The organism is Xenorhabdus szentirmaii DSM 16338 (assembly GCF_002632585.1).
Lineage (GTDB): Bacteria > Pseudomonadota > Gammaproteobacteria > Enterobacterales > Enterobacteriaceae > Xenorhabdus > Xenorhabdus szentirmaii.
Map to the genome: position 1 here is coordinate 1067675 of NZ_NIBV01000002.1, position 25231 is coordinate 1092905.

General features: G+C 43.6%; 19 protein-coding genes and 3 pseudogenes. 13 read left to right on the forward strand and 9 right to left on the reverse strand.

What is annotated here, in order from left to right; translation table 11 throughout:
• Positions 1-74: 74 nt before the first annotated feature.
• Positions 75-428, reverse strand: coding sequence for a hypothetical protein (locus Xsze_RS14735; RefSeq protein ID WP_038238956.1), 354 nt, complete (start codon positions 426-428; stop codon positions 75-77).
• 307 nt (positions 429-735) lie between these two features.
• Here Xsze_RS14735 and Xsze_RS14740 point away from each other — a divergent pair, with 307 nt between their 5' ends.
• A complete protein-coding gene (locus Xsze_RS14740) occupies positions 736-1188 on the forward strand; it encodes a DUF441 domain-containing protein (RefSeq protein ID WP_038238954.1) in 453 nt (150 codons plus the stop codon).
• A gap of 11 nt (positions 1189-1199) precedes the next feature.
• Positions 1200-3386 (forward strand): tRNA(Met) cytidine acetyltransferase TmcA, encoded by a 2187-nt coding sequence (locus Xsze_RS14745; protein WP_038239014.1) that lies wholly within the window; start codon positions 1200-1202, stop codon positions 3384-3386.
• On the opposite strand, the gene Xsze_RS14750 is transcribed toward Xsze_RS14745, so the two are convergent.
• The 5 genes from Xsze_RS14750 to Xsze_RS14770 all read right to left on the reverse strand — a co-directional run bounded on the left by Xsze_RS14750 (position 3313) and on the right by Xsze_RS14770 (position 6657).
• Positions 3313-3525, reverse strand: coding sequence for a YpfN family protein (locus Xsze_RS14750; protein WP_071991790.1), 213 nt, complete (start codon positions 3523-3525; stop codon positions 3313-3315). The genes Xsze_RS14745 and Xsze_RS14750 overlap by 74 nt on opposite strands.
• A 57-nt stretch (positions 3526-3582) precedes the next feature.
• Positions 3583-4254 (reverse strand): M15 family metallopeptidase, encoded by a 672-nt coding sequence (locus Xsze_RS14755; RefSeq protein WP_038238952.1) that lies wholly within the window; start codon positions 4252-4254, stop codon positions 3583-3585.
• The gene (dapE, locus tag Xsze_RS14760; protein WP_038238949.1) at positions 4251-5378 is read right to left on the reverse strand and encodes a succinyl-diaminopimelate desuccinylase; all 1128 of its coding nucleotides are present in this window, start codon (positions 5376-5378) and stop codon (positions 4251-4253) included. The genes Xsze_RS14755 and dapE overlap by 4 nt, the downstream gene beginning before the upstream one ends.
• Before the next feature lie 13 nt (positions 5379-5391).
• Positions 5392-5787 (reverse strand): ArsC family reductase, encoded by a 396-nt coding sequence (locus Xsze_RS14765; RefSeq protein WP_038239012.1) that lies wholly within the window; start codon positions 5785-5787, stop codon positions 5392-5394.
• A 234-nt stretch (positions 5788-6021) separates the two neighbouring features.
• Positions 6022-6657 carry a response regulator gene (locus tag Xsze_RS14770; RefSeq protein WP_038238947.1) on the reverse strand — a complete coding sequence of 212 codons (636 nt, stop codon included), beginning with the start codon at positions 6655-6657 and terminating at the stop codon, positions 6022-6024.
• Between the two features lie 545 nt (positions 6658-7202).
• Here Xsze_RS14770 and maeB point away from each other — a divergent pair.
• The 6 genes and pseudogenes from maeB to Xsze_RS14800 form a co-directional block, all read left to right on the forward strand.
• Positions 7203-9482, forward strand: coding sequence for an NADP-dependent oxaloacetate-decarboxylating malate dehydrogenase (gene maeB, locus Xsze_RS14775; protein ID WP_038238944.1), 2280 nt, complete (start codon positions 7203-7205; stop codon positions 9480-9482).
• A 151-nt stretch (positions 9483-9633) separates the two neighbouring features.
• On the forward strand, positions 9634-10554 hold the full coding sequence (locus Xsze_RS14780) for a ChaN family lipoprotein (RefSeq protein WP_038238942.1): 921 nt from the start codon (positions 9634-9636) through the stop codon (positions 10552-10554).
• 113 nt (positions 10555-10667) lie between these two features.
• Positions 10668-11471 carry an energy transducer TonB gene (locus tag Xsze_RS14785; RefSeq protein ID WP_038238940.1) on the forward strand — a complete coding sequence of 268 codons (804 nt, stop codon included), beginning with the start codon at positions 10668-10670 and terminating at the stop codon, positions 11469-11471.
• A gap of 153 nt (positions 11472-11624) precedes the next feature.
• Positions 11625-13694 carry a S9 family peptidase gene (locus Xsze_RS14790; protein ID WP_244431799.1) on the forward strand — a complete coding sequence of 690 codons (2070 nt, stop codon included), beginning with the start codon at positions 11625-11627 and terminating at the stop codon, positions 13692-13694.
• Between the two features lie 120 nt (positions 13695-13814).
• On the forward strand, positions 13815-16085 hold the full coding sequence (locus tag Xsze_RS14795) for a TonB-dependent receptor domain-containing protein (RefSeq protein WP_038238938.1): 2271 nt from the start codon (positions 13815-13817) through the stop codon (positions 16083-16085).
• A 210-nt stretch (positions 16086-16295) separates the two neighbouring features.
• Positions 16296-16946 (forward strand): annotated as a pseudogene (locus Xsze_RS14800) (DUF1266 domain-containing protein); the annotation flags it as partial.
• Positions 16947-17131: 185 nt separating this feature from the next.
• Here Xsze_RS14800 and xseA read toward each other — a convergent pair.
• Entirely contained in the window at positions 17132-18493 is a 1362-nt protein-coding gene (xseA, locus tag Xsze_RS14805) for an exodeoxyribonuclease VII large subunit (RefSeq protein WP_038238936.1), read from the reverse strand.
• Between the two features lie 173 nt (positions 18494-18666).
• Between xseA and guaB the strand changes: the two genes are divergently transcribed.
• The 5 genes and pseudogenes from guaB (at position 18667) to Xsze_RS23350 (ending at position 24302) form a co-directional block, all read left to right on the forward strand.
• Positions 18667-20133 (forward strand): IMP dehydrogenase, encoded by a 1467-nt coding sequence (guaB, locus tag Xsze_RS14810; protein WP_038239007.1) that lies wholly within the window; start codon positions 18667-18669, stop codon positions 20131-20133.
• A 78-nt stretch (positions 20134-20211) separates the two neighbouring features.
• Complete coding sequence (gene guaA, locus Xsze_RS14815; protein ID WP_038238934.1) at positions 20212-21789, forward strand: glutamine-hydrolyzing GMP synthase; 1578 nt, start codon at positions 20212-20214, stop codon at positions 21787-21789.
• Between the two features lie 450 nt (positions 21790-22239).
• Positions 22240-23409: pseudogene (locus Xsze_RS14820) on the forward strand (IS701 family transposase).
• A 162-nt stretch (positions 23410-23571) separates the two neighbouring features.
• Positions 23572-24081: pseudogene (locus Xsze_RS14825) on the forward strand (tyrosine-type recombinase/integrase); the annotation flags it as partial.
• Entirely contained in the window at positions 24063-24302 is a 240-nt protein-coding gene (locus tag Xsze_RS23350; RefSeq protein ID WP_051462257.1) for a tyrosine-type recombinase/integrase, read from the forward strand. The pseudogene Xsze_RS14825 and the gene Xsze_RS23350, both read left to right, overlap by 19 nt.
• Positions 24303-24306: 4 nt before the next feature.
• On the opposite strand, the gene Xsze_RS14830 is transcribed toward Xsze_RS23350, so the two are convergent.
• Together Xsze_RS14830 and Xsze_RS23125 are read right to left on the reverse strand one after the other, a co-directional pair.
• A complete protein-coding gene (locus Xsze_RS14830) occupies positions 24307-24567 on the reverse strand; it encodes a helix-turn-helix transcriptional regulator (protein ID WP_038234044.1) in 261 nt (86 codons plus the stop codon).
• Between the two features lie 154 nt (positions 24568-24721).
• Positions 24722-24853, reverse strand: coding sequence for a hypothetical protein (locus tag Xsze_RS23125; RefSeq protein WP_255296558.1), 132 nt, complete (start codon positions 24851-24853; stop codon positions 24722-24724).
• Between the last annotated feature and the right edge of the window lie 378 nt (positions 24854-25231).

Sequence of the window (25231 nt, forward strand, 5' to 3'; positions counted from 1 at the left end):
CAAACGATTACTTAGCTTTTTGAGCCGAGAAATACAAAGATGCCCTAGTATTATCAGGGCATCTTTGCGAAGAATTAGAGGAGATATTTAATTTTTTGTTTCCAGCCTTTTTGTTGCATGCAACTGTAGAAATATTGACTTCTTGAATTTTCATTAACGTCCATTACATAGCTTTCTGTCATGGGAATGCTTTGCATGTAATAACCGTTTTTGCCACATTGGACACCATTTACGCAAGGTTGTTGCACGGTCTTGAGAGTTGATCTTTGGGCAACTTCATTTTTTACCGGGTATTGTTCTATCGATTCGCCAGAGCATTCTGTTTGTGCCTGATTAAAGGGAATAGGGTTTGTACTGGCAGGAACCCATTGCGTGGTACAACCACTTGTTAATGTGCCTAATATGGCCAAGAGAATTATTTTTTTCATATTTTCGATACGAACGCATCTGTTTGTCAGATATACCTGCAATCTTTCCGCATTCACCTTAAGTAAAAAAATGTTGTGTATTAGCTTTTAAAATACAAGAAAAATTTGTTTTATGCTGCATTTATTATTATTTGTTTCGTATATGAATGTAATTGCGGATAAGTATTCTTGCGGTGAATATAAAATTTTTGATTAGATACCGGGATTTTAAGTTATTATTCAGTTCAATATCAGAAAGCCGGTTGTTTGCTGTAGAAAACATCAATTTTAAAAAGCATCAAATTTTGTTTGTAGGAAATTAGAATTCATGAGCCATATTGATCCCACTTTACTTATCTTACTTGTGTTGGCCGGGCTTGGTATCATCAGCAATAACGTAACAGTGACTCTGGCTATGTTATTCCTGTTGATTGTGCGTATTACACCATTGAATCAGTTTTTTCCCTGGGTTGAAAAGTATGGTTTAACAATAGGTATCTTAGTGTTGACCGTGGGTGTCATGTCTCCTATTGCAAGTGGGAAAATTTCTGTACAGGAAATTTTTAATTCTTTTTTAAGCTGGAAATCATTATTGGCCATTGTTGTTGGCGTTATTGTGTCATGGTTGGGAAGCCGTGGCGTTGCTTTAATGTCTTCGCAACCTTCTACTGTTGCGGGCTTATTGGTCGGTACAATATTGGGTGTTGCCTTATTCAGGGGTGTGCCGGTAGGGCCATTGATTGCGGCAGGTATTTTGTCACTCATGATCGGTAAGTCATGACGGAGCCAGCCATGATGCCGGATAGCGAATGGATGACATTACAGGCTCAGATGCAGCGGCAAGGGCAGCGACGGTTGGTTGTATTAAGTGGTGAACCGGAATGGAGCGAATCGATAGTTGCCCATCTGAAAAAACAGTTTCAGGGAGATTGGCTAACGGTTTCTCCTGATGGGGTAGATCCGGCTGAGCCGACAAAAATTCAGCCGACAAAAGCAGTGAGTTTGTTGGGGCGTGAATTTCTGCATGGTGTTTTTGATGCGACGGGTGGTTTTAATGCGGAAGCATTGGCGATACTGGCTGGCACATTAAAAGCGGGAAGCTGGCTGGTTATGCGGGTTCCGGTTTGGTCACAATGGCCGGTGCAATCGGATGATGATAGTTTACGCTGGAATGAATCCAACGGCGTTATTCCGACACCTAATTTCATCCGACATCTTCAGCGGCATATCCTTGCATTTCCTGACGTATTGCTGTGGCGACAAGGCACAAAATTTCAGCTTCAGCCTTTGCCTGAAACGGGATCTTGGCAAATGCCGGACGGAAGCCCCACGGAAAGCCAGCAAGCTATTCTGGATGAGTTATCGCGCACCTCACATGGCGTTTGGGTTGTTACTGCGCCGAGAGGCCGGGGGAAATCCGCTCTGGCAGGTATGTTGGTGCGATTTTGTCAAGGCAAATGTTGGTTATGTGCTCCCGCCAAAGTCGCTACAGAAGTTATCCGGCGTTATTCTGGGATCACTGAATGTTCTGGACCGGATAAAGACGGACAAGAAACACCATTCTGGGCAGTTGATCATTTGCTGAAATATTGCCGGCAGAAAAAACATGGGCAGAATGATCATGTTGATTGGCTGTTGATCGATGAAGCAGCGGCTATTCCGACCCCTTTGCTGGCTGAACTGATCCATTACTTTCCACGGGTTTTACTGACCTCAACGGTTCAGGGTTATGAAGGAACAGGGCGGGGTTTTGTATTGAAATTCTGCGCTACATTACCTGAATGCCATATGCGGGAATTGAAAACGCCCATGCGCTGGGCTGAAAATGACCCTTTGGAACGCTGGCTGGATAGTGCTTTATTGTTTGGTGAGCAATGGCAATTGAATAAACCGCGGCTATTTGGCGGGGAATTATCTGGACGTAATTTTGAAGAAGCACTGAGCCTCAATACCATATCTCAGTCAATGTGGTTACAACATCCCACATTATTGCGCCAATTTTATGGATTATTGACAAGTGCGCATTATCGCACATCACCCCTTGATTTACGCAGGTTGCTGGATGGAAATGGAATGACATTTCTTGCAGCGATGTCTCATTCCCCAATGGAAGAACCACAATTGACAGGCGCGCTGTGGATGGTGAATGAAGGTGATTTGACGCCGGCGCTGGCACATGAAATATGGGCGGGGCGTCGCCGGCCGAGAGGGAATCTTGTTGCTCAGTCTTTGGCGGCCCACGGTGGTTTTCCACAGGCTGCCATATTGCGCTCACAAAGAGTCAGTCGAATTGCAGTACAGGCACAATACCGTCGCCGTGGCATTGCACAGTACCTCATCACTCAGCAGGCTCAGGAAGCGTGTAAACGTGGCCTGGATTTTTTGTCTGTCAGTTTTGGTTATACCGATGAACTCTGGGCATTATGGCAAAAATGTGGTTTTCAATTGATCCGGATCGGCACGCACCGGGAAGCAAGTAGCGGTTGCTATGCCGCAATGGCTATTCTGCCATTGAGCGAACAAGGTCAACATCTTGCCCGCTCAGCGCAGTGGCAATTGTCTCGTAATGCTCGTGGATTGGAAACCCTGATGGGCTTTACCCTGCCAGTTTCCCGTCATGATGATGAAAGGTTAGATCGTTGTGATTGGCTGGAGTTGGCGGGCTTTGGATTTGCCCACCGTCCTTTATCTGCATCTTATTTTGCATTGCAGCGGCTGTTGTTAACAAGTGATTTGCCTTTACCTGCATTGAGGAAGCATCTTCAGCAAAATATCGACATCGAACAATGTGTGTCTGATTTATCGTTAAGTGGTCGCAAGGCGTTATTGCAGTGTTGGCGGGATGAAACCGTTCAGGCGTTGGCAAGCATTGATGAAATACTTGCCAATGCGTGGGAAGAATGGGTTATTTCTCCTTGTCCGGTGATTTCTTCTTGTTCTGTTGAGGCCAATCGTCCTCATTATCCCATTGATCGTTGAAATCACGATGTGGGGGAAGTTCTGGTTTGTTATCCAGGAAATATTTTTGGTCGACACGATTTAGTGCTTTTACCGCATTAATGATAATGCCGATGAGTACTAATAGAACGACCCACCAATAGTCTATCAGCCAATGCATTATGTTTTCCTCGGGGGATAAAAAGCCCGATAGCGGCTTTTTATCCAATCCAGCTAATTATCCGGTGATGCCCCTAATATATTTATCAAATACATAGGTTAGATTTGTTTTTAACCAGTTGATGCCGGCGATATCACGATCTTGCCAGGCATTCAGCAATATTTGCTCATTAAATTGATGCTCTGCTTCGTGGGATATAGGCCAATAACTTATGTGCCAGGGTTCATAGGCTACTCCCGCGTCATGGTGAGTGAATGGGCGATAGAAATCATAACGGGACATATTCTCTGTCAGCCAGTGAGTCAATGGCTCAAAATAACCGCCGTTTTCATATTCCCATGGCTCTAATAGCAGCGTTTTATCCCGTGGCAGCAGGAAAGGGTCATAAACATCCAGATCGGTTCCCCAATGATGGCGGCTGGCACCGGGTAAGGCAGACCACCGGAGAATGGCTCCACAAAGCTCACCGTCATCCATTTTCGAAATATCAAGGGGCTGGCTGTTGTCATCCAATACAGGGCGCTGACCACGAAACTTTTCATTCCAGATAGTTTGCTGACGAGTAAAATCACGGAATGAACTGGCAGGTTGCAATTTAAATCCCGCGCTCATGGCATCTTTTTGCATGGCAAGAAATGCCTTGGTTGCATTGAATTGCAAACGATGATTACCGGACAAAGTCACGAGATGCTCTGTAGACAGGCCAGTCAGGACTTCAGGAGTAATCATTTGATTAATAGCCCCATAATACGTTGATAAATCAGGCTCAGCGACTGTAAATCGGAGACGCTGATGCATTCATTCGTTTTATGAATAGTTGCATTGATTGGCCCTAGCTCAACAACCTGACATCCCATTTTGGCAATAAAGCGCCCATCAGATGTTCCTCCGCTGGTTGAAAGCTCAGGTTTAAACCCACAATGTTGTTCAATGGATTCAACGACAGCATCAACGAGAGAGCCTTTTGGTGTCAGGAAAGGCTGACCCGACAGCCACCAACTGATTTCATATTTAAGCTCATGTTTTTTCAGCATGGCTTCAACCAGTTGGCGGATTTCAGTATCTGTCAGCTCAGTGCTGAAACGAAAATTAAACTGAACGATCAGTTTTCCCGGAATAATGTTATTGCTGCCCGTTCCTGCGTTAATGTTGGCGATTTGCATGCTTGTGGCTGGGAAAGATTCGTTACCCTCATCCCATTTGGTATTGACCAATTCCTGCAAGAAAGGCAACGAATGGTGAATTGGGTTATCTGCCAGTTGAGGATAGGCAACATGCCCTTGAATGCCAAAAATAGTCAACGTCGCGGTGAGAGAGCCCCTGCGCCCATTTTTAATGACATCACCAAGGCATTTCTGGCTGGAGGGTTCGCCTACCAGACAGTAATCCAGACGTTCATGGCGGGACATGAGAGTTTCAACGACCTTGGCGGTTCCATTAACGGCACACGCTTCTTCGTCTGAGGTGATCAGGAAAGCCAAACGACCTTTATGATCCGGGTGCTCTGCGACAAAGCGTTCAGCTGCGACAACCATGGCGGCCAAAGAGCCTTTCATATCTGCGGCACCACGGCCATATAGCATCCCATCTCGGATAGCGGGCTCAAAAGGAGGTGATTGCCATTGAGAGATATCACCGGCAGGAACAACGTCAGTATGTCCTGCAAGGGCAAAAGTTTCCCCTGTTCCTCGATAAGCCCAGAAATTCAACGTATCCCCAAAAGGCATCATCTCTATTGTAAAGCCAATTTTTTGTAGGCGTTGAATGAGAATTTCTTGGCAACCTTGGTCATCAGGGCTGACAGAAGGACGTTTGATTAACTGCTGAGCAAGATCAATGACTGGACAAACCATAATGCAGCCCTCTTTAGTCGTGTGAGAAAAATTGTTGATATTGTTCGGCCTTGAAGCCAAGTAAATATTTTTCTGTTACTGAATCTGTTGATTCCGATCTCAAGATTGGGCGTTTTATGATTGAAGGTTGCTCTAACATCAGAGCCTTGGCGGATTCTGCATCATTAATTGTCGTTTTTTGCTCGTCAGACAATTTGCGCCAGGTTGTACCGCGGGTGTTCAGTAAGGCATCCCATCCTATTTGTTCAATAAATAATTGAAGTAATTCAGGGGATAGCCCATCAATGCGGTAATCGTGAAACTGATAGGGGATCTCTTGCTCTTCTAACCAGCGGCGCGCTTTTTTTATGGTATCGCAATTTTTGATACCGTAGAGAATGAAATTTTTGCGAGAAGATGCATCTGACATAATGAGATCCTTGGTCATGTTTTACATATCCGACATAATGCGGGAAATTTGTGATTTTATCCAGAGAGGCATATGTTGTATACGGAAATAATAAATTAAATAAATAGTAAATAATATTATCATTTATTTAATTTATCTTACTATTTATTGACTGTTTTTAGTAACCCACAATTTCCCGCAGAGAGAACTTAGGGAAATTGTGTTGTTATTGAAGAACTGAGACATGGCCCAATGTTAAATGAATTCAGTTTTCCTGTGCTTCAGGTAGATGATTGTGGCTTCAAGACGGGATCGAGACTTAAGTTTTTTCAATAAGTTACGGGTATGAACCTTCACGGTTTCTTCTGAGATAAAAAGGAAATCGGCAATTTCTTTATTAGTCATGCCTTCCGAAATTTCTTTTAAAACATCCAATTCACGTTTGGTTAACTTGGATAAAGGATCGACATAAAGATGACGGGTTGATAAATATTGGTAGACTTTCTCACTGAACACTGCATGACCATCTGCGGCTTTTTTTATGTTACTCAACAAGGGGGTGAGTTCAATATCTTTTAATAAATAGCCATTTGCACCCGCATCAACTGCATCATAAATATCGCCACGATGCTCTGAATCAGAGAGCACCAAAATATAGGAGTCAAGTCCTTTGCGGCGAAGAGACTTAATAGTATCAATTCCTGAAAGGCCGTGGATTTTCAAATCTATCAAAATAATGTCAGGCTTTATCTGGCAGGCGATATTAATAGCATCTTCACCGTTGTTGGTTTCAGCAGTCACAATGAGTTCACGTTCTAATTCTATCAACCCCTTTAAACCGTGACGAATGATAGGATGATCATCTACTATCATGACTGAATGGTTATGCATGTTCTTTCTCCCATATAGAAATGCAGATTTTATGTCTTATAAAACATAGAAGGCAGGATTCTGCTTTATGTTAAATTGCTATGTGATTTTTATGAGGTATATTGAATCATCTCTAATGAGATTCTAAAAATATATCCTGATATAAAAATAAAAATATCGCAAACAAGTTTAAGCACTCAGATGGAATAAATTTCATTTCCATAAGAAAATGTTTTTCCTTAATTGCCAATAATTTTCTAAATAAATTTAAGGGAATATTTTATATATTAATTTTTGATTTTGTAAACTTATTTTAAATGCTGATTTTAAAATACTCATTTAATTAATTTATCAGATGATGAATTGACTATTAAATACCTCTCTATGGGTATCAATAAGATAATAATTATATAATATTGGTTAATGTAAGTGCATTTTTTGTTTGTTTTTGCGTCCTCATTTTAAAGATTATGCATAAAATGCTGTTAACGTCATGATTTAACCTCCCGTAACTATTATACTGGGCAGATTTTCATACTTCGACATGACGCGTAAAGGATCAAATAATGGACGAAAAGTTAAAACAAAGTGCCCTTGATTTTCATGAGTTTCCACAGCCAGGAAAAATAACAGTTACGCCAACAAAGCCCCTGACGACACAACGTGATTTGGCATTGGCCTATTCCCCCGGTGTTGCAGCGCCTTGCCTTGAAATAGCTAAAGATCCTTTAGCAGCCTATAAATACACTGCCCGCGGTAACCTTGTTGCCGTTATCTCTAACGGCAGTGCTGTCTTGGGACTGGGTAATATTGGTGCATTGGCCGGTAAACCTGTTATGGAAGGAAAGGGGGTTTTGTTCAAAAAATTCTCAGGGGTTGATGTTTTTGATATTGAAGTGGATGAAGCTGATCCCGATAAGATAATTGATATCATTGCCGCATTGGAACCCACTTTTGGTGGCATTAACCTGGAAGATATCAAGGCACCGGAATGTTTCTATATTGAACAAAAGCTCCGGGAACGCATGAAAATCCCTGTATTCCATGATGACCAGCATGGCACCGCAATCATCTGCACTGCTGCGGTATTGAATGGATTACGGGTTGTTAATAAAGATATCAGTAAAGTACGCATGGTTGTCTCCGGCGCCGGCGCAGCTTCAATCGCTTGTATGAACCTGCTGGTCGCATTGGGGCTGAAACGGGAAAATATTGCCGTTTGTGACTCAAAGGGGGTTATTTATCGCGGCCGCGAAGAAAATATGGAAAAAACCAAAGCGGACTATGCGATTGAAGACAATGGCAGCCGTACTTTGGCGGATGTGATCCCTGATGCGGATATTTTCCTCGGTTGTTCCGGCCCAGGAGTACTGACTCAGGATATGGTCAAAACCATGGCAAAATCTCCGCTCATTATGGCATTGGCCAACCCAGAGCCAGAAATTTTGCCGCCATTGGCAAAAGCAGTTCGCCCTGATGCCATTATTTGTACTGGTCGTTCCGATTTCCCTAATCAGGTCAATAACGTTCTTTGCTTCCCGTTCATCTTCCGTGGTGCTTTGGATGTTGGTGCGACGACCATCAATGAAGAAATGAAACTTGCCTGTGTACATGCAATTGCAGATTTGACATTGGCAGAACAAAGCCAAGAAGTGGCTTCAGCCTATGGCGATCAGGATTTGTTCTTCGGCCCTGATTATATTATTCCAAAACCGTTTGACCCCCGCCTGATTGTGAAGATTGCGCCGGCAGTAGCAAAAGCGGCGATGGACTCCGGTGTTGCGACACGGCCTATTGCAGATTTTGGTGCATATATTGAGAAGCTCAACGAGTTTGTTTATAAAACCAACTTGTTTATGAAGCCGATTTTTGCTCAAGCCAAAAAAGAGAAAAAACGCATTGTAATGGCTGAAGGGGAAGACATTCGTGTATTGCATGCAACGCAAGAGCTTGTTTCCCTTGGATTGGCATTTCCGATTCTGATTGGTCGCCCGAGTGTCATTGAAATGCGGATTAAAAAACAGGGTCTGCATATTGAAGCCGGCAGAGATTTTGAAGTGGTCAATAATGAAAATGACCCACGCTTCAAAGAATACTGGCAGGAATACTATCAAATGATGAAACGCCGTGGTGTTTCTCCGGAACAGGCCCGCCGTACAGTGATTGGCAACCCGACACTGATTGGTGCAATTATGGTACACCGTGGTGAGGCAGATGGCCTGATTTGCGGCACCGTTGGCGGTTATAGCGAGCATTACCAGGTTGTGAAGGATGTCTTTGGCTTCCGTCATGGCGTACATACCGCGGGTGCAATGAATGCGTTGCTGTTGCCGATGGGGAACACCTTTATTGCGGATACCTATGTCAATGATGATCCAAGCCCGGAAGAGCTGGCGGAAATTACACTGATGGCGGCTGAAACTGTTCGTCGTTTCGGTATAGAACCTAAAGTTGCGTTGCTGTCACGCTCAAGCTTTGGCTCTTCTGATTGCAGCTCTGCGGAGAAAATGCGCAAGACGCTGGAATTGGTTCAGCAAATGGCACCCTCATTGGAAATTGATGGTGAAATGCACGGCGATGCTGCTTTGGTGGAAAGCATCCGGCGTGACATTATGCCGGACAGCCCGTTGAAAGGCTCCGCGAATTTGCTGATCATGCCAAATATGGAAGCAGCACGCATCAGCTATAACCTGTTGCGTGTCACCAGTTCAGATGGGGTCACCGTAGGGCCGGTGTTAATGGGTGTGGCTAAACCTGTTCATATCCTTACCCCGATTGCTTCTGTGCGCCGTATCGTGAATATGGTGGCATTGGCAGCAGTTGAGGCACAAACAACGCCTCTGTAACTGATGTCTGCTGCGTTCCGATGTCAGGTATGAGATCGGAATGCCGTCATATATACCCTGTTGGTGGTATCGTCGACAGGGTATTTTTATTTGTAAATGATTCTCATTATCTATAATATGCGGGAAATTTTTCTTTTGATAATGAATACATATGCAAACATCTACCCGCATAAAATCGACTTTTTTTGCTTGCTCCCTTTTATTGGGCGGCTTTGTATTGAGTGGTTGCGTTGAACCATCAAACAGCATCAAAAATACCTCTCAAAAGGTATATCAATCTCTCCCTGACGAGTTAATGCAATCTGGTGCATTAATCGATATGAAAACAGGTAAAGCAATCACTGCTGATGAATTGCTTGAGCAGCTGAAAAATTACCCTCGCATTATTGTTGGTGAAAAACATGACAATCCTTATCACCATCAGATTGAATTGTGGCTAGTGCAGCAACTGGAGAAGAAACGCCCTCATGGTTCTGTACTGTTGGAAATGATTAATCCTAACCAGCAAGAAAAGGTCAATAAAGTAAAAAGCTGGCTGCAGGGCAATCCGATTGTCAAAAGTGAACGAGTCGAGCAATTACTGGCTTGGCAACAAGGCTGGCCGTGGGGATGGTATGGTGAATTAGTGATGGAGTTAATGAAATCACCTTATCCATTGTTGGCTGCAAATCTAGATCGTAATGAAATTGATCAAGCCTATAAAAATCATAATGCTGGGGACAGAACGTCGTTGGTTTCTGATGAAGTTAAACAACTTATCGATCAAACAATCAAAAATTCCCATGGTGGCAAAGAAATTGACGAATCCCATTTGTCTGCCATGAGCAAAATTCAACAGATGCGCGATCAACGAATGGCTGAACAATTGATTAAAGCGCCATCACCCGCGTTGTTATTTGTGGGGGGATACCATGCCGTAAAAGCAATGGGAATACCTCAACATATAAAAAAAATGGCACCGAATGAAAAACTGGTCGTATTTGTTATTGCGGAACAGGGAGTGGCTTTGAATCACGAATACGCTGATTTTGTCTGGTTTACCCCGAAAGTGGATAAAAAAATAACCAAATAATAGTAGTTATCACAAGGCAGTGCATAACTAATAAATAAAAATAGTTTTCATTTATATATGCAATTGATTATCATTCCCATCCTTTTATTATTGACATAATGTGCTATTAAGAGATGTTGACGTACAACACGTATCAAAATGCTCACAAAGGTCATGTGACAAAATCCTTTATTGCTGCGCTCACAGTTCATGCTCTGGTCGTAGGTTGGCTTGTCTACAAACCAAAACATCTTGATATTGAAGAAGTTATGCCGCCTCCTGCTGTTATGGTAGAGCTGTCATTGCAGACAGAAGCAATAAACAAGGTACAAAATCAGCCGGTTGGCATTGAGCAGCAACTGTCTGTCGCCAACAAGCAACAGGAAAGTAAGGTTGATGAAGTCAACATGCCTAAATTAGCCGTAAATGAAAATGCACTGTTGCTGGTGAAAAAACAAAAGGAAAAGCAAAAAGAACAAGATGCGCCTAAAAAAACACAACCGGTTAAGCGAGTAAAAGCAGAAGAGCAAGAGAGCGAAAAATCTCGCAGTAGTGTTGCACCAACAACCAGTAGTGTAAAGGCGGAGAATATTACTGGCCGCATTGCCGCGTCTTATGAAAGTAATTCTGACGCGGTGGAGAATGCCCGGGCAGTTTGGCAGGCCGAAGTCGCCGGCCACTTGAACCGCTACAAAAAATATCCAGCGGATGCACAGAGAAGAAAACGAACAGGACGTCCTATCGTTAAATTCACTGTTGATCAGTTTGGTGCTGTCATTGACAGTGAATTAACCCGACGCTCAGGGACTAACTCACTAGACAGGGAAGCAAAGATGGTATTGGAAAGGGCGCAACCTTTGCCTGTACCTCCTGAAACTATTTTGACGAATGGCAGGGTATTAGTTGAGCTGCCAATAGATTTTTATTTATCTCAATAAAAATACAGGATTGATGGCATGTCACAGTATAAAACGACCTTCTTGCCAAATAAGATCAGGTCAAATAAAAAAAATATCGTGGGCAGCAAAAGAATGATGCTTGGTTTTTTGCTGGGTGGTAGTTTGTTGAGTACTAATTTTGCCACAATCGCAATGGAGAAAAATATGATACCACCGACGGCGACAAAACAGCCCCATCAAATGGAGATGCACGGGGATACTCGCATCGACAATTATTACTGGCTGCGTGATGACAATCGTCAGGATAAAAAAGTCATCGATTACCTGACAGCTGAAAATCAATATACCAAGCAGATGCTGGAATCGGGTCAGGAATTGCGCGATACCTTGTACAAAGAAATGACTGACAGAATGAGTAAAGAAGATCAGTCAGCTCCTTATACCTATAACGGGTATGTTTATCGTACCGTATACGAAGCAGGAAAAGACTTTCCTATCTACCAGCGCAGACCGGTTGATAATTCCACAGACTGGCAAGTCATGGTGGATGGGAATGAGCGGGCCAAAGGCCATAAGTTTTATCAGATTAGTGGATTTGCGGTTACCCTGGACAACAAGCGGATAGCCGTGGCAGAAGATACTCAGGGTCGTCGCAACTTTCATATTTCATTTAAGAACATTGCGGATAGCGAATGGCAGAACAATGTCATAGAAAATACGTCTGGCAATATTGTGTGGGCCAACGATGGCAATACCCTGTTTTATGTGCGCAGAGATCCACAAACATTGCTGCCTTATCAGTTATTCCGTCATCAATATGGCTCAGATACCCAACAAGATAAAAAAGTTTATCAGGAAGAGGATGATCGCTTTTATCTGTCCATTTCAGAAAGTACCTCACTTGATTACATTTTGATTTCGAGCGAGAGTTATTCAACGTCAGAATATCGGTTGATTGACGCCAATAAACCGCAATCAGAGCCGCAAATTTTCTCAGCCCGTCAGGCGGGCCGCGAATATGATCTCGATCACTTCCGTGGGCAATTTTACATTCGTTCCAACCATGAAAGCCCACTGTTTGGTTTGTACCGCACAGATGCTGTTAATCAACCTTGGGAAACCGTGATTGCGCCTCAGGAAAATACAGATCTGGAAGATTTTGCGTTATTTAACAACTGGCTGGTTGTGCAGGAGCGTTCGAAAGGGTTGTCGTCCATCCGGCAGATTGATTGGAACACCAAGCAGGAAAAACGCGTTCAGTTTGATGATCCGGCATACATGGCATCATTAGACTATAACCCAGAACCGGATACCCATTTCTTGCGCTATAGCTATTCTTCCATGACAACACCCAGTTCCGTATTTCAATGGAATATGCAAACAGCTGAGAGTGAGTTGCTGAAACAGCAGGAAGTGAAGGGTTTCAACAAAGATAACTATGAAAGCCAACGTATCTGGGTAAAAGCCCGTGATGGCGTGGAAGTTCCTGTTTCCTTGGTGTATCGCAAGTCTTTGTTCAAAAAAGGTGAGAACCCGATACTCATTTATGGTTATGGTTCTTACGGTATCAGCATGGACCCGTATTTCAGCTCAGCACTGCTTAGCTTATTGGATCGCGGATTTGTCTATGCATTAGTCCATGTACGTGGCGGTGGTGATTTAGGCAAAAACTGGTATCTGCAAGGTAAACTCGGGAACAAAATGAACAGCTTCCACGATTTTATTGATGCAACCCAAAAATTAATTGCCGATGGTTATGGCAATAGTAAGCGCGTCTATGCGGAAGGAGGAAGCGCAGGGGGGTTGTTGATGGGGACGGTAATTAATCAGGCTCCGGAATTATACCGTGGTGTCATTGCAAAAGTTCCTTTTGTCGATGCGCTGACCACGATGCTTGATCCCTCCATTCCATTAACAACAGGTGAATATGAAGAGTGGGGCAATCCAAATAATAAAGAAGATTATGCCTTAATTAAATCTTATAGCCCTTATGACAATATTAAACATCAGCACTATCCTCATTTATTGGTGACAACAGGTTTGCATGATTCTCAAGTACAATATTGGGAACCTGCAAAATGGGTAGCGAAATTAAGAGAAATGAAACAAGGTAATAGCCTTTTATTATTGGAAACCAACATGGATACCGGCCATGGTGGAAAACAAGGACGCTTTAACCGTATAAATGATATCGCTTTTGATTATAGTTTTTTATTAATGTTGGATGATGCAAAGACTTATTTTCCAGAATTAAAAAATTAATAGAATATTTAATTATTACCCATGATACTGATGATTTTTCATCAGTATCATGGGCATTTATTACATAAACTCATGAAGCTATATGAGCAGCAATAAATATTATTTTTTAGGATAGGGTTAATGAAAATTGTGGCAAAAATAGCTGGAGCCAGCGCTGTATTAATTGGGCTTCAGGGGATCGCTTATGCTGAAAATACAAATGACGATAAAAAAGAGAAAGTCATGCGATTCAGCAGCCTGAAAGTTTCTGGTGCTCAGGATAATAACTCTCCACAGATTGAAGCCATGGAAAAACCCGGGGCTTATAGCTCTGTGGGCGACGATAATAAGTTGCAATCTATTGATAGTGTATTGCGTACCTTGCCGGGAACTTATACCCAAATGGATGCAAGTCAGGGAGTAGGGGCCGTCAGTGTCAATATCCGCGGTTTGAGTGGCTTCGGCCGAGTGAACATGATGGTGGATGGTGTTAGCCAGAGTTTTTATGGTACGTCACCAAGTGAATACTCACATGGAGCACAGCCAAATAATGAATTTGGTGCATTAATTGATTCAAATTTTATTGTCCGCACTGATATTTCCCGTGGACAAGCTGATGATTCTGATTCCGTCAATGCATTAGCTGGAAGTGCCAATTTCCGTACTATTGGTGTAGATGATGTCATATTTGATGGTAATCATTTGGGTGTTCTCTCGAAATGGAGATATGGTAATAACGGTACTGACCGAAATGGCATGGTTGCTGTTGCAGGAAAGATGCGAGCATTCAGTTCAGAAGGTTCTCTGGGGGCCATGTTTGCTCACAGCGGGCATGATGTCAAAGCACATTATAAAAATGCAGAAGGCATCAGCAGTGAAGAATTTGGTACAGATAAAACATTTAAACAAAAACCAAATTCCCAGTTGTTAAAGGTAAACATTAAGCCTAATGATTTCCATGACTTAGAATTAAGTAGCCGCTTTTATCACAATAAATTTAACAAGCGTCATTTTGACAGCTATGATTATTATTTGAAATATCATTATACACCATTTACTGAATTGGTTGATACCAAGATCATGCTTAGTACGAGCAATGGTCAACAACGTTTTGACAATAGAGCAATAGGTGTGCTGGGTAAAAGTGAATCAAAAAATAAATCTGATGCAATTGATATCAAAAATACTAGTCGATTCAATTATGGTGAAACTGACTTTGCTTTCACTTTAGGAAGCAAATTGATGAGTACTAATTATAGCAAAACGATAAGTACAAATGCGAAGGATGCAAAGAAAGATGGGGAAATTAAGGAAAATAATGTCTTTTCCCCAAGTGGAAAACAAGATATTTCCAGTGTTTATAGCAGCATGAAAATAGAGCATGGTATTTATACAGCTAATTTGGGATTCAACTATCTAAATTATAATGTTAAGGGATTAAAGCCTGCTTGTGAGGATAAAATGGAATGTTTCCCACAAGGTGAATCACAGATAAATTTGAAAGAAAGTGGTTTTAACCCAAACCTTTTGTTCTCAGCAGAGATTATTCCTGAATTCCAGCCGTTTGTCAGTTATTCTCATTCAATGAGAGCGCCAAATGTTCAGGAAATATTTTACTCCAATGAAGGAGGGGCTTCTATGAATCCCTTTTTGAAAGGAGAAAAAGCTGATACTTACCAAATTGGCTTTAATAGTTATCGCCCTAATTTAATTGTGGAAGGGGATGAATTTAGATTAAAGGCTGCTTTCTTCCATTCCAAAATAAAAGATTATATCATTAGTGATGCATATTTATTATGTTCATATAAAAACCCTTGTAAATACGATGGCTCATTAGCTGATGCGGATTGGGGGGAAATAGATTCTGATGTTAAAATGTATATCTATACCAATAGCTTGACGCCAGTCAGAATGCGTGGATATGAAGTTTCTGCAACTTATGATGCAGGCGTATTTTTTAGTAATTTATCTTATAGTCAGCAAAAAACGGAACAACCAATCTCAATTGCGATGGTAGATTTTGGTGCGGGTTCACATTCTCAGTTACCAGAGCGGTTAATTTCTGCAGATACCGGAGTTCGCTTTTTAGACGAAAAATTAGCTGTCGGGGCTATTGTAAAATATACTGGCGCTACTTATCGTACATATTCTTATGCGGCGATAAGTGATGAAGAAGGTTATAAGGGTGAAACGGTAAAACAAAGTAAAATACCAACTATTATTGATTTGTACGGTATATATAATATCAATAAGCATATAACGTTAGAATTTTCAGTGCAAAATGTAACAAATAGAAATTATTCTGATGCACTGAATCGTATGAATTCATTGCCAAAGATGGATGAAGTCGAATCTATACCAGGAACAGCCCGTGGCAGAACCTATGTTATAGCTGCAGAAGTCCGTTTCTAATAAAATTTAAATCAAATCCAATAGTGGTAAAGGATTACCGCTATTCTTGCCAACAGACTGTTTAAATTTTGTTGCTACCAAATCCATCGCTTATTACCTCATTAAACATTTAACAAAGAGTTATACTTTTGTAATCCTTATGCCTGTTTTGATGGATGGAGTTGCAATGATTATTCTCAAGAAGAAGATGATGGTGGTTTAGCATCTGCTTGGGGTATTGAAAATCGCGGTGATCTGGTTTACCAGCTATTTACTTTGCTCGTGAGGGGACATGCTGTTGATTATGACAAGATGCGGGATGAGCTGAGTGAATTATCAAAATTAGAATTTGATGAAATGCTGGCAGGTATTCAGCAAAGTGATATGAATGAATCTGATAAACAAGAAACTATTTGGCGTTATACCATGATGTATAACAATGAAAATGATATTCAGAATATTCAATATCTGGCTTGGGATTATGTTCGTTTCAGCATGTTGTGTCTGAATGGATGTAAACTGCAATATATCTCGGAACAGGAAGCGAAAAACTGGACACTGATGCTTGCCCCATTGCTACGGAGGATTTATGGCGGATGGGATAATCTGTGGTATCACTTTGCACTCACGCGCTGGTTTTGGGCATCAACGGATGAGGATTGGGCTGAGTGCCAGATGGAGTATGTCAATATTATCCGTGCATTGCTGAATGACGAAAATAGCCCGGCAAATGCTGTTGATTGGAATAGCGATTTGCCTCCCATCGAAACCCACTCATTTTCTCAGGCACTGACCGAGGTATTGGCCAAACAAAATCCTGAAATTGATTTTAATGAAGTGCATGGAGCCATTAGAGAACAAGTCAGGGCTGATGAATTATAAGTTATACCCTTCGTCTTTCAAGTTGCCTCTTTGTTGGCTGCGCTCATTCACTCCGGTCACATAGTTATCTATGCTCCCGGAGATTCATTCTCTTGCCGCCGCGATGCAACTTGAAATCCATTGGGTATATAAAAAATATGCTCAAGTCTTAAGATTTGAGCATGTTTATATTTATGAGGGATTGATTACCTGAGTTTCTTTCTTGTCTTTTTAACTTGTGTCACCTGACTTTCAACCCAGCCATCCTGTAACCGCGTTTTCAGCGTATCCCCGGCTTGCACCTGTTTAACCTGCTTTAACACCGTTCCATCCGGCGCTTCGCTGATACTGTAACCGCGACTCAACGTTGCCAGCGGGCTAACTGCCTCCAGGCGCGAACAGGAAACCGCAAATTTTTCCCGATAACGTCCTAATTGCCGCTCAATGGCTTGTTTCAACCGAAAATCAATTTGCTGGATAGACTGGCTATAATGCCGGATTTTCCTTTCAGGATGGGTTTGTAACAATCGCTGATTTAATTTCTCGTATGAATTTGAGTGCTGTTTTAAACAGAATAAAAAGCTATCAACCAGCTTTTGCCGTAACTCAGCCAAATGATGTTTCTGGCGCGCCAAGCGTAAATCAGGGCTTTGTTGTTGCAAACGGTGCTGCAACATGCTGAATGTTCGTTGTTTTTGGGCAAAGAAATAATCCATTGCCATTTCGAGCTGTTGTTCCAGTGACTGAACTTGTCTTAATAACTCGATTTGATTGCGGCTGACCAGTTCTGCCGCCGCAGAAGGTGTCGGGGCACGTAAATCAGCGACAAAATCCGCAATGGTGACATCTGTTTCATGGCCGACGGCACTGACAACAGGAATACGGCTCTGAAATATTGCCCGTGCAACCTGTTCGTCATTGAAACACCACAAGTCTTCAAGTGATCCACCACCACGTCCGACAATCAGAACATCACACTCTTGCCGCGCATTTGCCAGTTCAATCGCCCGAATAATCTGTAATGGCGCTTCGGCACCCTGAACCGCAGTAGGGTAAATGATAATGGGCAGGGAGGGGTCACGGCGTTTTAAAATATTGAGAATATCATGCAAGGCCGCACCACTGGCTGAGGTGATAACCCCAAGTCGCTTTGCCGGTGAGGGCAGGGGTTTTTTATGAATTTGATCAAATAAACCTTCAGCAGCGAGTTTTTGCTTCAACACTTCAAATTGTTGCTGTAACAACCCATCACCGGCAGGTTGAATACTTTCCACAATTAACTGATAGTCACCCCGGGGTTCATACAGGGTGATTTGCGCCCGAACCAATACCTGTTGCCCATTTTGTGGGCGAAATGTCGCCTTCAGATTTTGGCCGCGAAACATGGCGGCACGAATTTGTGCTCGTTCATCTTTTAATGTGAAGTACCAATGTCCTGATGATGGCTGAGAAAAATTGGACATTTCGGCAGAAAGCCAAATTCTGCCCATTTCCAGCTCCAATAGCTGGCGAACCGTCTGATTTAGGCGGCTGACAGAAAAAACTCCGGTATTGGTAGGTAGTGACATGTGAGCTAGATCAAATTTTAAAACAAAGACTTAATTAACTGATATTAATCTTCCTGTATGACTAATCAAGAATTTTTTTTAAAAAATGCTGGAGACAACCAGTTTTGGCCTGTATAATGCCGCGGCAATATTTTATCCCTCTTATTGCCCCATTGCTTGGTGAGATATTGCCCATGTTACGTATTAAAAAAGAAGCATTAACTTTTGATGATGTTCTGTTGGTTCCTGCCCATTCTACAGTCCTGCCTAACACAGCGGATTTGTCTACTCACTTAACCTCTACTATTCGCCTGAACGTTCCTATGCTTTCAGCAGCCATGGATACCGTGACGGAATCTTCACTGGCAATCGCACTGGCTCAGGAAGGGGGCATTGGCTTCATCCATAAAAATATGTCAATTGAGCGTCAGGCTGAAGAAGTCAGTCGCGTGAAGAAACATGAAAGCGGTGTTGTGACTGATCCTGTTACTGTAACGCCACAAACAACGCTGCGTGAAGTTCATGAACTGACTGAACGCAATGGTTTTGCAGGTTATCCTGTTGTGACAGAAGCGAATGAACTGGTTGGTATTATTACCGGTCGTGATGTGCGTTTCGTGACTGATTTGGATCAGCCTGTGACGGCGGTAATGACGCCGAAAGAGCGTCTGGTGACAGTAAAAGAAGGCGAATCCCGTGAAGTTGTCTTGCAGAAAATGCACGAACAACGTGTCGAGAAAGCGTTGGTGGTTGATGATGACTTCCACTTGCTTGGCATGATTACGGTGAAAGATTTCCAGAAAGCAGAGCGTAAACCAAACGCGTGTAAAGATGAGCAGGGTCGTCTGCGTGTTGGTGCTGCGGTTGGCGCCGGCGCAGGCAACGAAGAACGTGTCGATGCATTGGTCGCTGCGGGCGTGGATGTACTGCTGATAGACTCTTCCCATGGTCACTCTGAAGGTGTTTTGCAGCGCATTCGTGAAACCCGCGCCAAATATCCTGATCTGCAAATCATTGGTGGTAACGTCGCCACTGGCGAAGGTGCTAAAGCGTTGGTCGCCGCAGGTGTGAACGCAGTAAAAGTGGGTATCGGCCCTGGCTCCATTTGTACAACCCGTATCGTAACGGGTGTGGGTGTTCCTCAAATCACGGCTATCGCAGATGCGGTTGAAGCACTGGAAGGTACTGGCATTCCGGTTATCGCTGACGGCGGTATTCGTTTCTCCGGTGACATCGCCAAAGCGATTGCTGCGGGTGCGGCATGTGTCATGGTCGGTTCAATGCTGGCGGGTACCGAAGAATCTCCGGGAGAAATCGAGCTGTATCAAGGCCGTTCGTTCAAATCTTACCGTGGAATGGGTTCTCTGGGGGCGATGTCCAAAGGCTCTTCTGACCGTTATTTCCAGACTGATAATGCGGCTGACAAACTGGTTCCTGAAGGTATCGAAGGTCGCGTGGCTTATAAAGGCTTGCTGAAAAGCATCGTTCACCAACAAATGGGTGGCCTGCGTTCCTGCATGGGTCTGACCGGTTGTGCAACCATTGACGAACTGAGAACTAAAGCAGAATTTGTTCGCATCAGTGGCGCGGGTATTCAGGAAAGCCACGTTCATGACGTGACGATTACCAAAGAATCACCAAACTACCGTTTAGGTCTGTAATTTATTTAAAGTGGCCCGCAATCGGGCCACTGATTTTTTTATCTTTCAATTGCCACTTGTTTTGGGAATTCACCTCAAATGACAACTAATATCCATAAGCATCGCGTTCTGATCCTTGATTTTGGCTCGCAATATACACAGCTTATTGCCCGCCGCATTCGTGAAATTGGTGTTTATTGTGAACTTTGGACATGGAATGTTACCGAAGAGCAAATCCGCGAATTCAATCCAAGCGGAATCATCCTTTCTGGCGGCCCGGAAAGTACCACGGAACACAACAGCCCCCGCGCTCCAGAATATGTCTTTAGCGCAGGTGTACCTGTGTTGGGGATCTGTTATGGCATGCAAACCATGTCCATGCAATTGGGTGGTCGGGTTTCCAATTCTGACGAACGTGAATTTGGTTATGCTCAGGTTGAGATCAAAAATAACTGTGAGTTATTCCGTGATATTCAAGATGCCCTGAGTGAAGACGGCAAACCTTTGCTGGATGTATGGATGAGTCATGGCGATAAAGTTACCGCTATTCCCGATGATTTCACCACAGTAGCCAGCACCGACACTTGTCCGTTTGCCATTATGGCAAATGACGAAAAACGTTTTTATGGTGTGCAATTCCATCCGGAAGTGACTCATACCCATCAAGGCTTGAATATCCTGAAACGCTTTGTGCTGGATATCTGTCAGTGTGAAGCACTGTGGACACCCGCTTCTATTATTGACGATATCGTAGAACGTCTGCGTGCGCAGATTGGCGATGATCAAGTGATTCTGGCGCTGTCCGGTGGTGTGGATTCCTCTGTTACGGCATTGCTGTTGAATCGTGCGATTGGCAAGCGTCTGACCTGTGTCTTCGTTGACAACGGCTTGTTGCGTTTGAACGAAGCGGATCAGGTCATGGAGATGTTTGCAGGTAAATTTGACCTGAACATTATCCATGTTAAAGCTGAAGATCGCTTCCTGTCTGTGTTGGCTGGCATTGATGAACCAGAAGCCAAGCGTAAAACCATCGGCCACGTCTTTATTGACGTATTTGATGAAGAAGCTTCGAAACAAACTCAGGTCAAGTGGCTGGCACAGGGTACAATTTATCCGGATGTGATCGAATCTGCGGCATCTGCAACAGGTAACGCACATGTCATCAAATCTCACCACAACGTAGGTGGCCTGCCAGAAGATATGAAACTGGGTCTGGTTGAACCGCTGAAAGAGCTGTTCAAAGACGAAGTTCGCCGAATTGGTCTGGAGCTGGGACTGCCTTATGAGATGTTGTACCGCCACCCATTCCCGGGTCCGGGCCTTGGTGTTCGCGTATTGGGCGAAGTGAAGAAAGAGTATTGTGACCTGCTGCGTCGTGCTGATGCTATCTTCATTGAAGAACTGCATAAAGCGGATCTGTACCACAAAGTCAGCCAGGCATTCACCGTATTCCTGCCGGTTCGTTCAGTCGGCGTTATGGGCGATGGCCGTAAATACGACTGGGTTGTTTCCCTGCGTGCGGTAGAAACCATTGACTTTATGACCGCTCATTGGGCGCATCTGCCATATGATTTCCTGGGTCGTGTATCGAACAGGATCATCAATGAAGTTGATGGTATCTCGCGGGTAGTTTATGACATCAGCGGCAAGCCACCAGCAACCATTGAGTGGGAATGACCTAAAACCTTCCCAAGCCTCACCAAATCACCATGATTTTATAGTCAAGGCCCTGATTTCAGGGTCTTTTTATTTCCAAATCTCACCAAGCCTCACCATACCAGCATGACATTTTTGACGGTATCAGATTAATAAAAGGATGCCGTTATGCTGACAGTATTACGCTGGCAGAAGCGAGAAAAATGTTAATTGAAGCAAAAAAATGATTTCTGGTGGCCATTCTCCATCCGCAAAAAAAAGAACTGATAAAAAATTATAAGATAAATCAAACACATTTTCAGTTTATGCCAAGCTTTATTTTGATAGTGCTGAGTTTGCTGACAGTACAAGAAAGATGAAACTGTCGGTATTGGAGAGAGAAATCCTGATGGTATTAGTACTACAGCCGTACGCCCCATTGTGGCATGATAGCCCTGACATTTTTTTCCTGAAAATACGGGGAGGTGTTCAATGCACTCACCGACCAATGCCTGGGAACAGGCACTTCTCTCACTCTATACCCGTCTGGCTCCCTTGTTTCACCATCCCGGCCCACAACAACGCAGCCTCGCTTATCTCCGGGGGCTGCTCAGTGACGTTGAACGTAAAAATGGCTGGCAACTGGCGGAATGGATAGGCGAACGCACGCCTGATGGCGTTCAGCATCTGCTGGAGCGAGCTCATTGGGATGTCGACGTCGCCCGCGATATTCTGCGGGATTATGTGACAGAACATCTGGGCGATGAACAGGGTGTACTTATTGTGGATGAAACGGGTTTTATCAAAAAAGGCACGCATTCTGCCGGGGTTCAGCGTCAATACAGTGGCACCGCCGGGCGCGTCGAAAACAGCCAGATAGGCGTCTTTCTCTGTTATGCCGGTCAGGGCGGTCATGCCTTTATTGACCGGGCGTTATACCTGCCCAAACCCTGAACGGATGACCGGCCTCGCTGTGAAGCCGCGGGTATTCCTGACCCGATCACCTTTGCCACTAAACCGCAACTCGCCCGGCAGATGCTGGAACGCGCATTAGAGGCCGGTGTGCCCTGTCGCTGGGTGACGGCAGATGCCGTTTATGGTCAGGATCGTCGCCTGCGCTGTTGGCTGGAGTCCCGATATCAACCCTTTGTACTGGCGATCCCCAAGAATGAACCGTTGTGGTGGCAAGGGCCGGCCTATCGCAGAGCGGACCACATTGTGGACAGCCTGACGCTTCCACAATGGGAACCACATTCTGCGGGGCGGGGAGCGAAAGGCGAACGTCAGTATGACTGGGTTTTGGTGCCACTCTGGCGCTTACAACGGAGTGAGAAAGACCGGGAATATGGCCATTATTTGCTGGTCCGGCGCCGCCGGGATGAAAAACAGGAACGGGCTTACTAGGTTGTGTATGCGCGCCGAGAACAGGCTGATCTGAAAACCCTGGCTCAGGTGGCAGGCTATCGCTGGAAAATGGAATGTGGTTTTGAAGAAACGAAGGGAGAATGCGGTCTGGATCATTATGAAGTGCGGCAATGGCATAGCGGGTATCGGCACATTACCTTATCGCTACTGGCCCATGCGGTTCTGGCGGTCTTACGGAGACGGGAGAAAAAAAACGCCGACGGGGCTGATAGCCCTCAGTGTGGCGGAACTGCGTAACCTGTTGTCAAAATTGATGGAAAAGGCCGGAGAGACCGTCGAACAGGTTTTACATTGGTCATCTTGGCGACGACGACACCAATACTGTGCACAACAATGTCATTATCGCCGCAGGGATAACCTTATGATTACAGAGCAGTTACGGCTGTAGTACTAGGACGGTATTTAATGACTGAAATAAATACCGTCATGGTCAGGGATTTATGTGAAAAAATAAAAGAGAGAGGAACTAGAGCTATAGCATTGCAGGCAAGAGAGATAATACAGTCGGTTTATAATTTTGCTATAGCGAGAGGGGAAACTTTTCAAAATCCAGCGGCAAATATTCGAGCATCAACAATTGCCACCTTTAAAGAACGAACTCGCACATTGACACAAAAAGAGATAGGCATATTTCTCAACGAATTGGATGAGATAGGAGCAATGCAAAGTGTTAAGGCCGCTGTGTGTTTGGTCTTTTTAACATTGGTTAGAAAAAGTGAGCGAATCGAAGCTAAGTGGGACGAGATTGATTTTTCCGGTGGAATATGGGGAAGAATGAAAGCCAGATGCCCTCATAATGTGTATCTATCACAGCAAGCCCTAGACCTATTTATCGCATTAAAAACATATCAGAGTTTGTTTTGCCACTTCGCTACGAATTGCGGCGTCATATGTCTAATGCAACACTGAATAATGTAATAGACACAACTGTAAAACATATCAATAAAAAAGGGCATGAATTCGAACGCTTCACCGTTCATGACATCAGACGCACAGGTTCAACATTATTGCATGAACTAGGATTTAACACAGATTGGATTGAAAAATGTCTAGCTCATGAACAGAATGGGGTGAGGTCGGTATATAACAAAGCTGAGTATGCGGTACAGCGAGCGGATATGTTACAGTAATGGGCTAACATGCTTGATTCTTGAAAGGAAGCATACCGTCTCTAAGCATATTGTAGGTGGATTGTGTGGATGGTTGCAGATTGTGCTCTCTGGCTTGATCTCTTACTGCTTTCATCCACTTTTCTACTTCCTCTGCATCCCAGACGACTTTTTGAGATACTAAAGGAAATCGAGTTGGGAAAAGACCAGCCTTTTCTAACCGATCAACTTGTGTCATTGATAATTTTGTTTTCGAAACTAATTCTTTTTTATCCAGAAAATTCATTTTTATTTACTCCTGTATTTATTATTCAACCTTCTAAGAAACAACCTAACCCTCATTCGAATCAACTTGCAGCGATTCGATTGATATTGGCGCAAATAAAAATACGTCTCACACTCTTCACATGCATTCTCGTAGTAATACATTTCTTCAAAGTTCAGCTCCTTATTTCAGACTGGCGAATATGTTCTTCTAAACGGTGATGAGTGACCAGATCGCCACATTCCAAATAATGGCACATCTTGGAACTCAACCGGCTGCCTCTGGGCAAGATAATGATATTTTCCATTTGGCTATCCTCATTAGTAAGTTTTGGGCGCGGTTAATGCACGATGACGCTGTTTGAAATTTGCACCTATACAAGTGAGGATCACAAATTTCTCAGCGACTCTGTGTCTATCCTTAGACTCTGCTAACCACGCCCCAAAAATCACTTTGGGAAGGGATTCTCCACACGGCGGAGCATTCATTGTAAGTATTGCTTGAACTTCTATGGCTTATCGAATCATCCAGTTCTTCTTATGCCACAGGTGGCTGCTTCGTGGGCGTCCTGCCTGTTTGATGAATAGAATACACAAGCAATACTTTATAAAAACAATAAATACTTGCTTTTTGGGGTGAGGGATACTTGCGAAAATTTATATTCACTTGTTTTTAAAATGGATTT

Excerpts from the sequence above, each read along its gene's own strand:
- Xsze_RS14735 (WP_038238956.1), bottom strand. The coding sequence starts at position 428 with ATGAAAAAAATAATTCTCTTGGCCATATTAGGCACATTAACAAGTGGT.
- Xsze_RS14740 (WP_038238954.1), top strand. The coding sequence starts at position 736 with ATGAGCCATATTGATCCCACTTTACTTATCTTACTTGTGTTGGCCGGG.
- Xsze_RS14745 (WP_038239014.1), top strand. The coding sequence starts at position 1,200 with ATGATGCCGGATAGCGAATGGATGACATTACAGGCTCAGATGCAGCGG.
- Xsze_RS14750 (WP_071991790.1), bottom strand. The coding sequence starts at position 3,525 with ATGCATTGGCTGATAGACTATTGGTGGGTCGTTCTATTAGTACTCATC.
- Xsze_RS14755 (WP_038238952.1), bottom strand. The coding sequence starts at position 4,254 with ATGATTACTCCTGAAGTCCTGACTGGCCTGTCTACAGAGCATCTCGTG.
- dapE (WP_038238949.1), bottom strand. The coding sequence starts at position 5,378 with ATGGTTTGTCCAGTCATTGATCTTGCTCAGCAGTTAATCAAACGTCCT.
- Xsze_RS14765 (WP_038239012.1), bottom strand. The coding sequence starts at position 5,787 with ATGTCAGATGCATCTTCTCGCAAAAATTTCATTCTCTACGGTATCAAA.
- Xsze_RS14770 (WP_038238947.1), bottom strand. The coding sequence starts at position 6,657 with ATGCATAACCATTCAGTCATGATAGTAGATGATCATCCTATCATTCGT.
- maeB (WP_038238944.1), top strand. The coding sequence starts at position 7,203 with ATGGACGAAAAGTTAAAACAAAGTGCCCTTGATTTTCATGAGTTTCCA.
- Xsze_RS14780 (WP_038238942.1), top strand. The coding sequence starts at position 9,634 with ATGCAAACATCTACCCGCATAAAATCGACTTTTTTTGCTTGCTCCCTT.
- Xsze_RS14785 (WP_038238940.1), top strand. The coding sequence starts at position 10,668 with ATGTTGACGTACAACACGTATCAAAATGCTCACAAAGGTCATGTGACA.
- Xsze_RS14790 (WP_244431799.1), top strand. The coding sequence starts at position 11,625 with ATGGAGAAAAATATGATACCACCGACGGCGACAAAACAGCCCCATCAA.
- Xsze_RS14795 (WP_038238938.1), top strand. The coding sequence starts at position 13,815 with ATGAAAATTGTGGCAAAAATAGCTGGAGCCAGCGCTGTATTAATTGGG.
- xseA (WP_038238936.1), bottom strand. The coding sequence starts at position 18,493 with ATGTCACTACCTACCAATACCGGAGTTTTTTCTGTCAGCCGCCTAAAT.
- guaB (WP_038239007.1), top strand. The coding sequence starts at position 18,667 with ATGTTACGTATTAAAAAAGAAGCATTAACTTTTGATGATGTTCTGTTG.
- guaA (WP_038238934.1), top strand. The coding sequence starts at position 20,212 with ATGACAACTAATATCCATAAGCATCGCGTTCTGATCCTTGATTTTGGC.
- Xsze_RS23350 (WP_051462257.1), top strand. The coding sequence starts at position 24,063 with ATGTCTAATGCAACACTGAATAATGTAATAGACACAACTGTAAAACAT.
- Xsze_RS14830 (WP_038234044.1), bottom strand. The coding sequence starts at position 24,567 with ATGAATTTTCTGGATAAAAAAGAATTAGTTTCGAAAACAAAATTATCA.
- Xsze_RS23125 (WP_255296558.1), bottom strand. The coding sequence starts at position 24,853 with ATGGAAAATATCATTATCTTGCCCAGAGGCAGCCGGTTGAGTTCCAAG.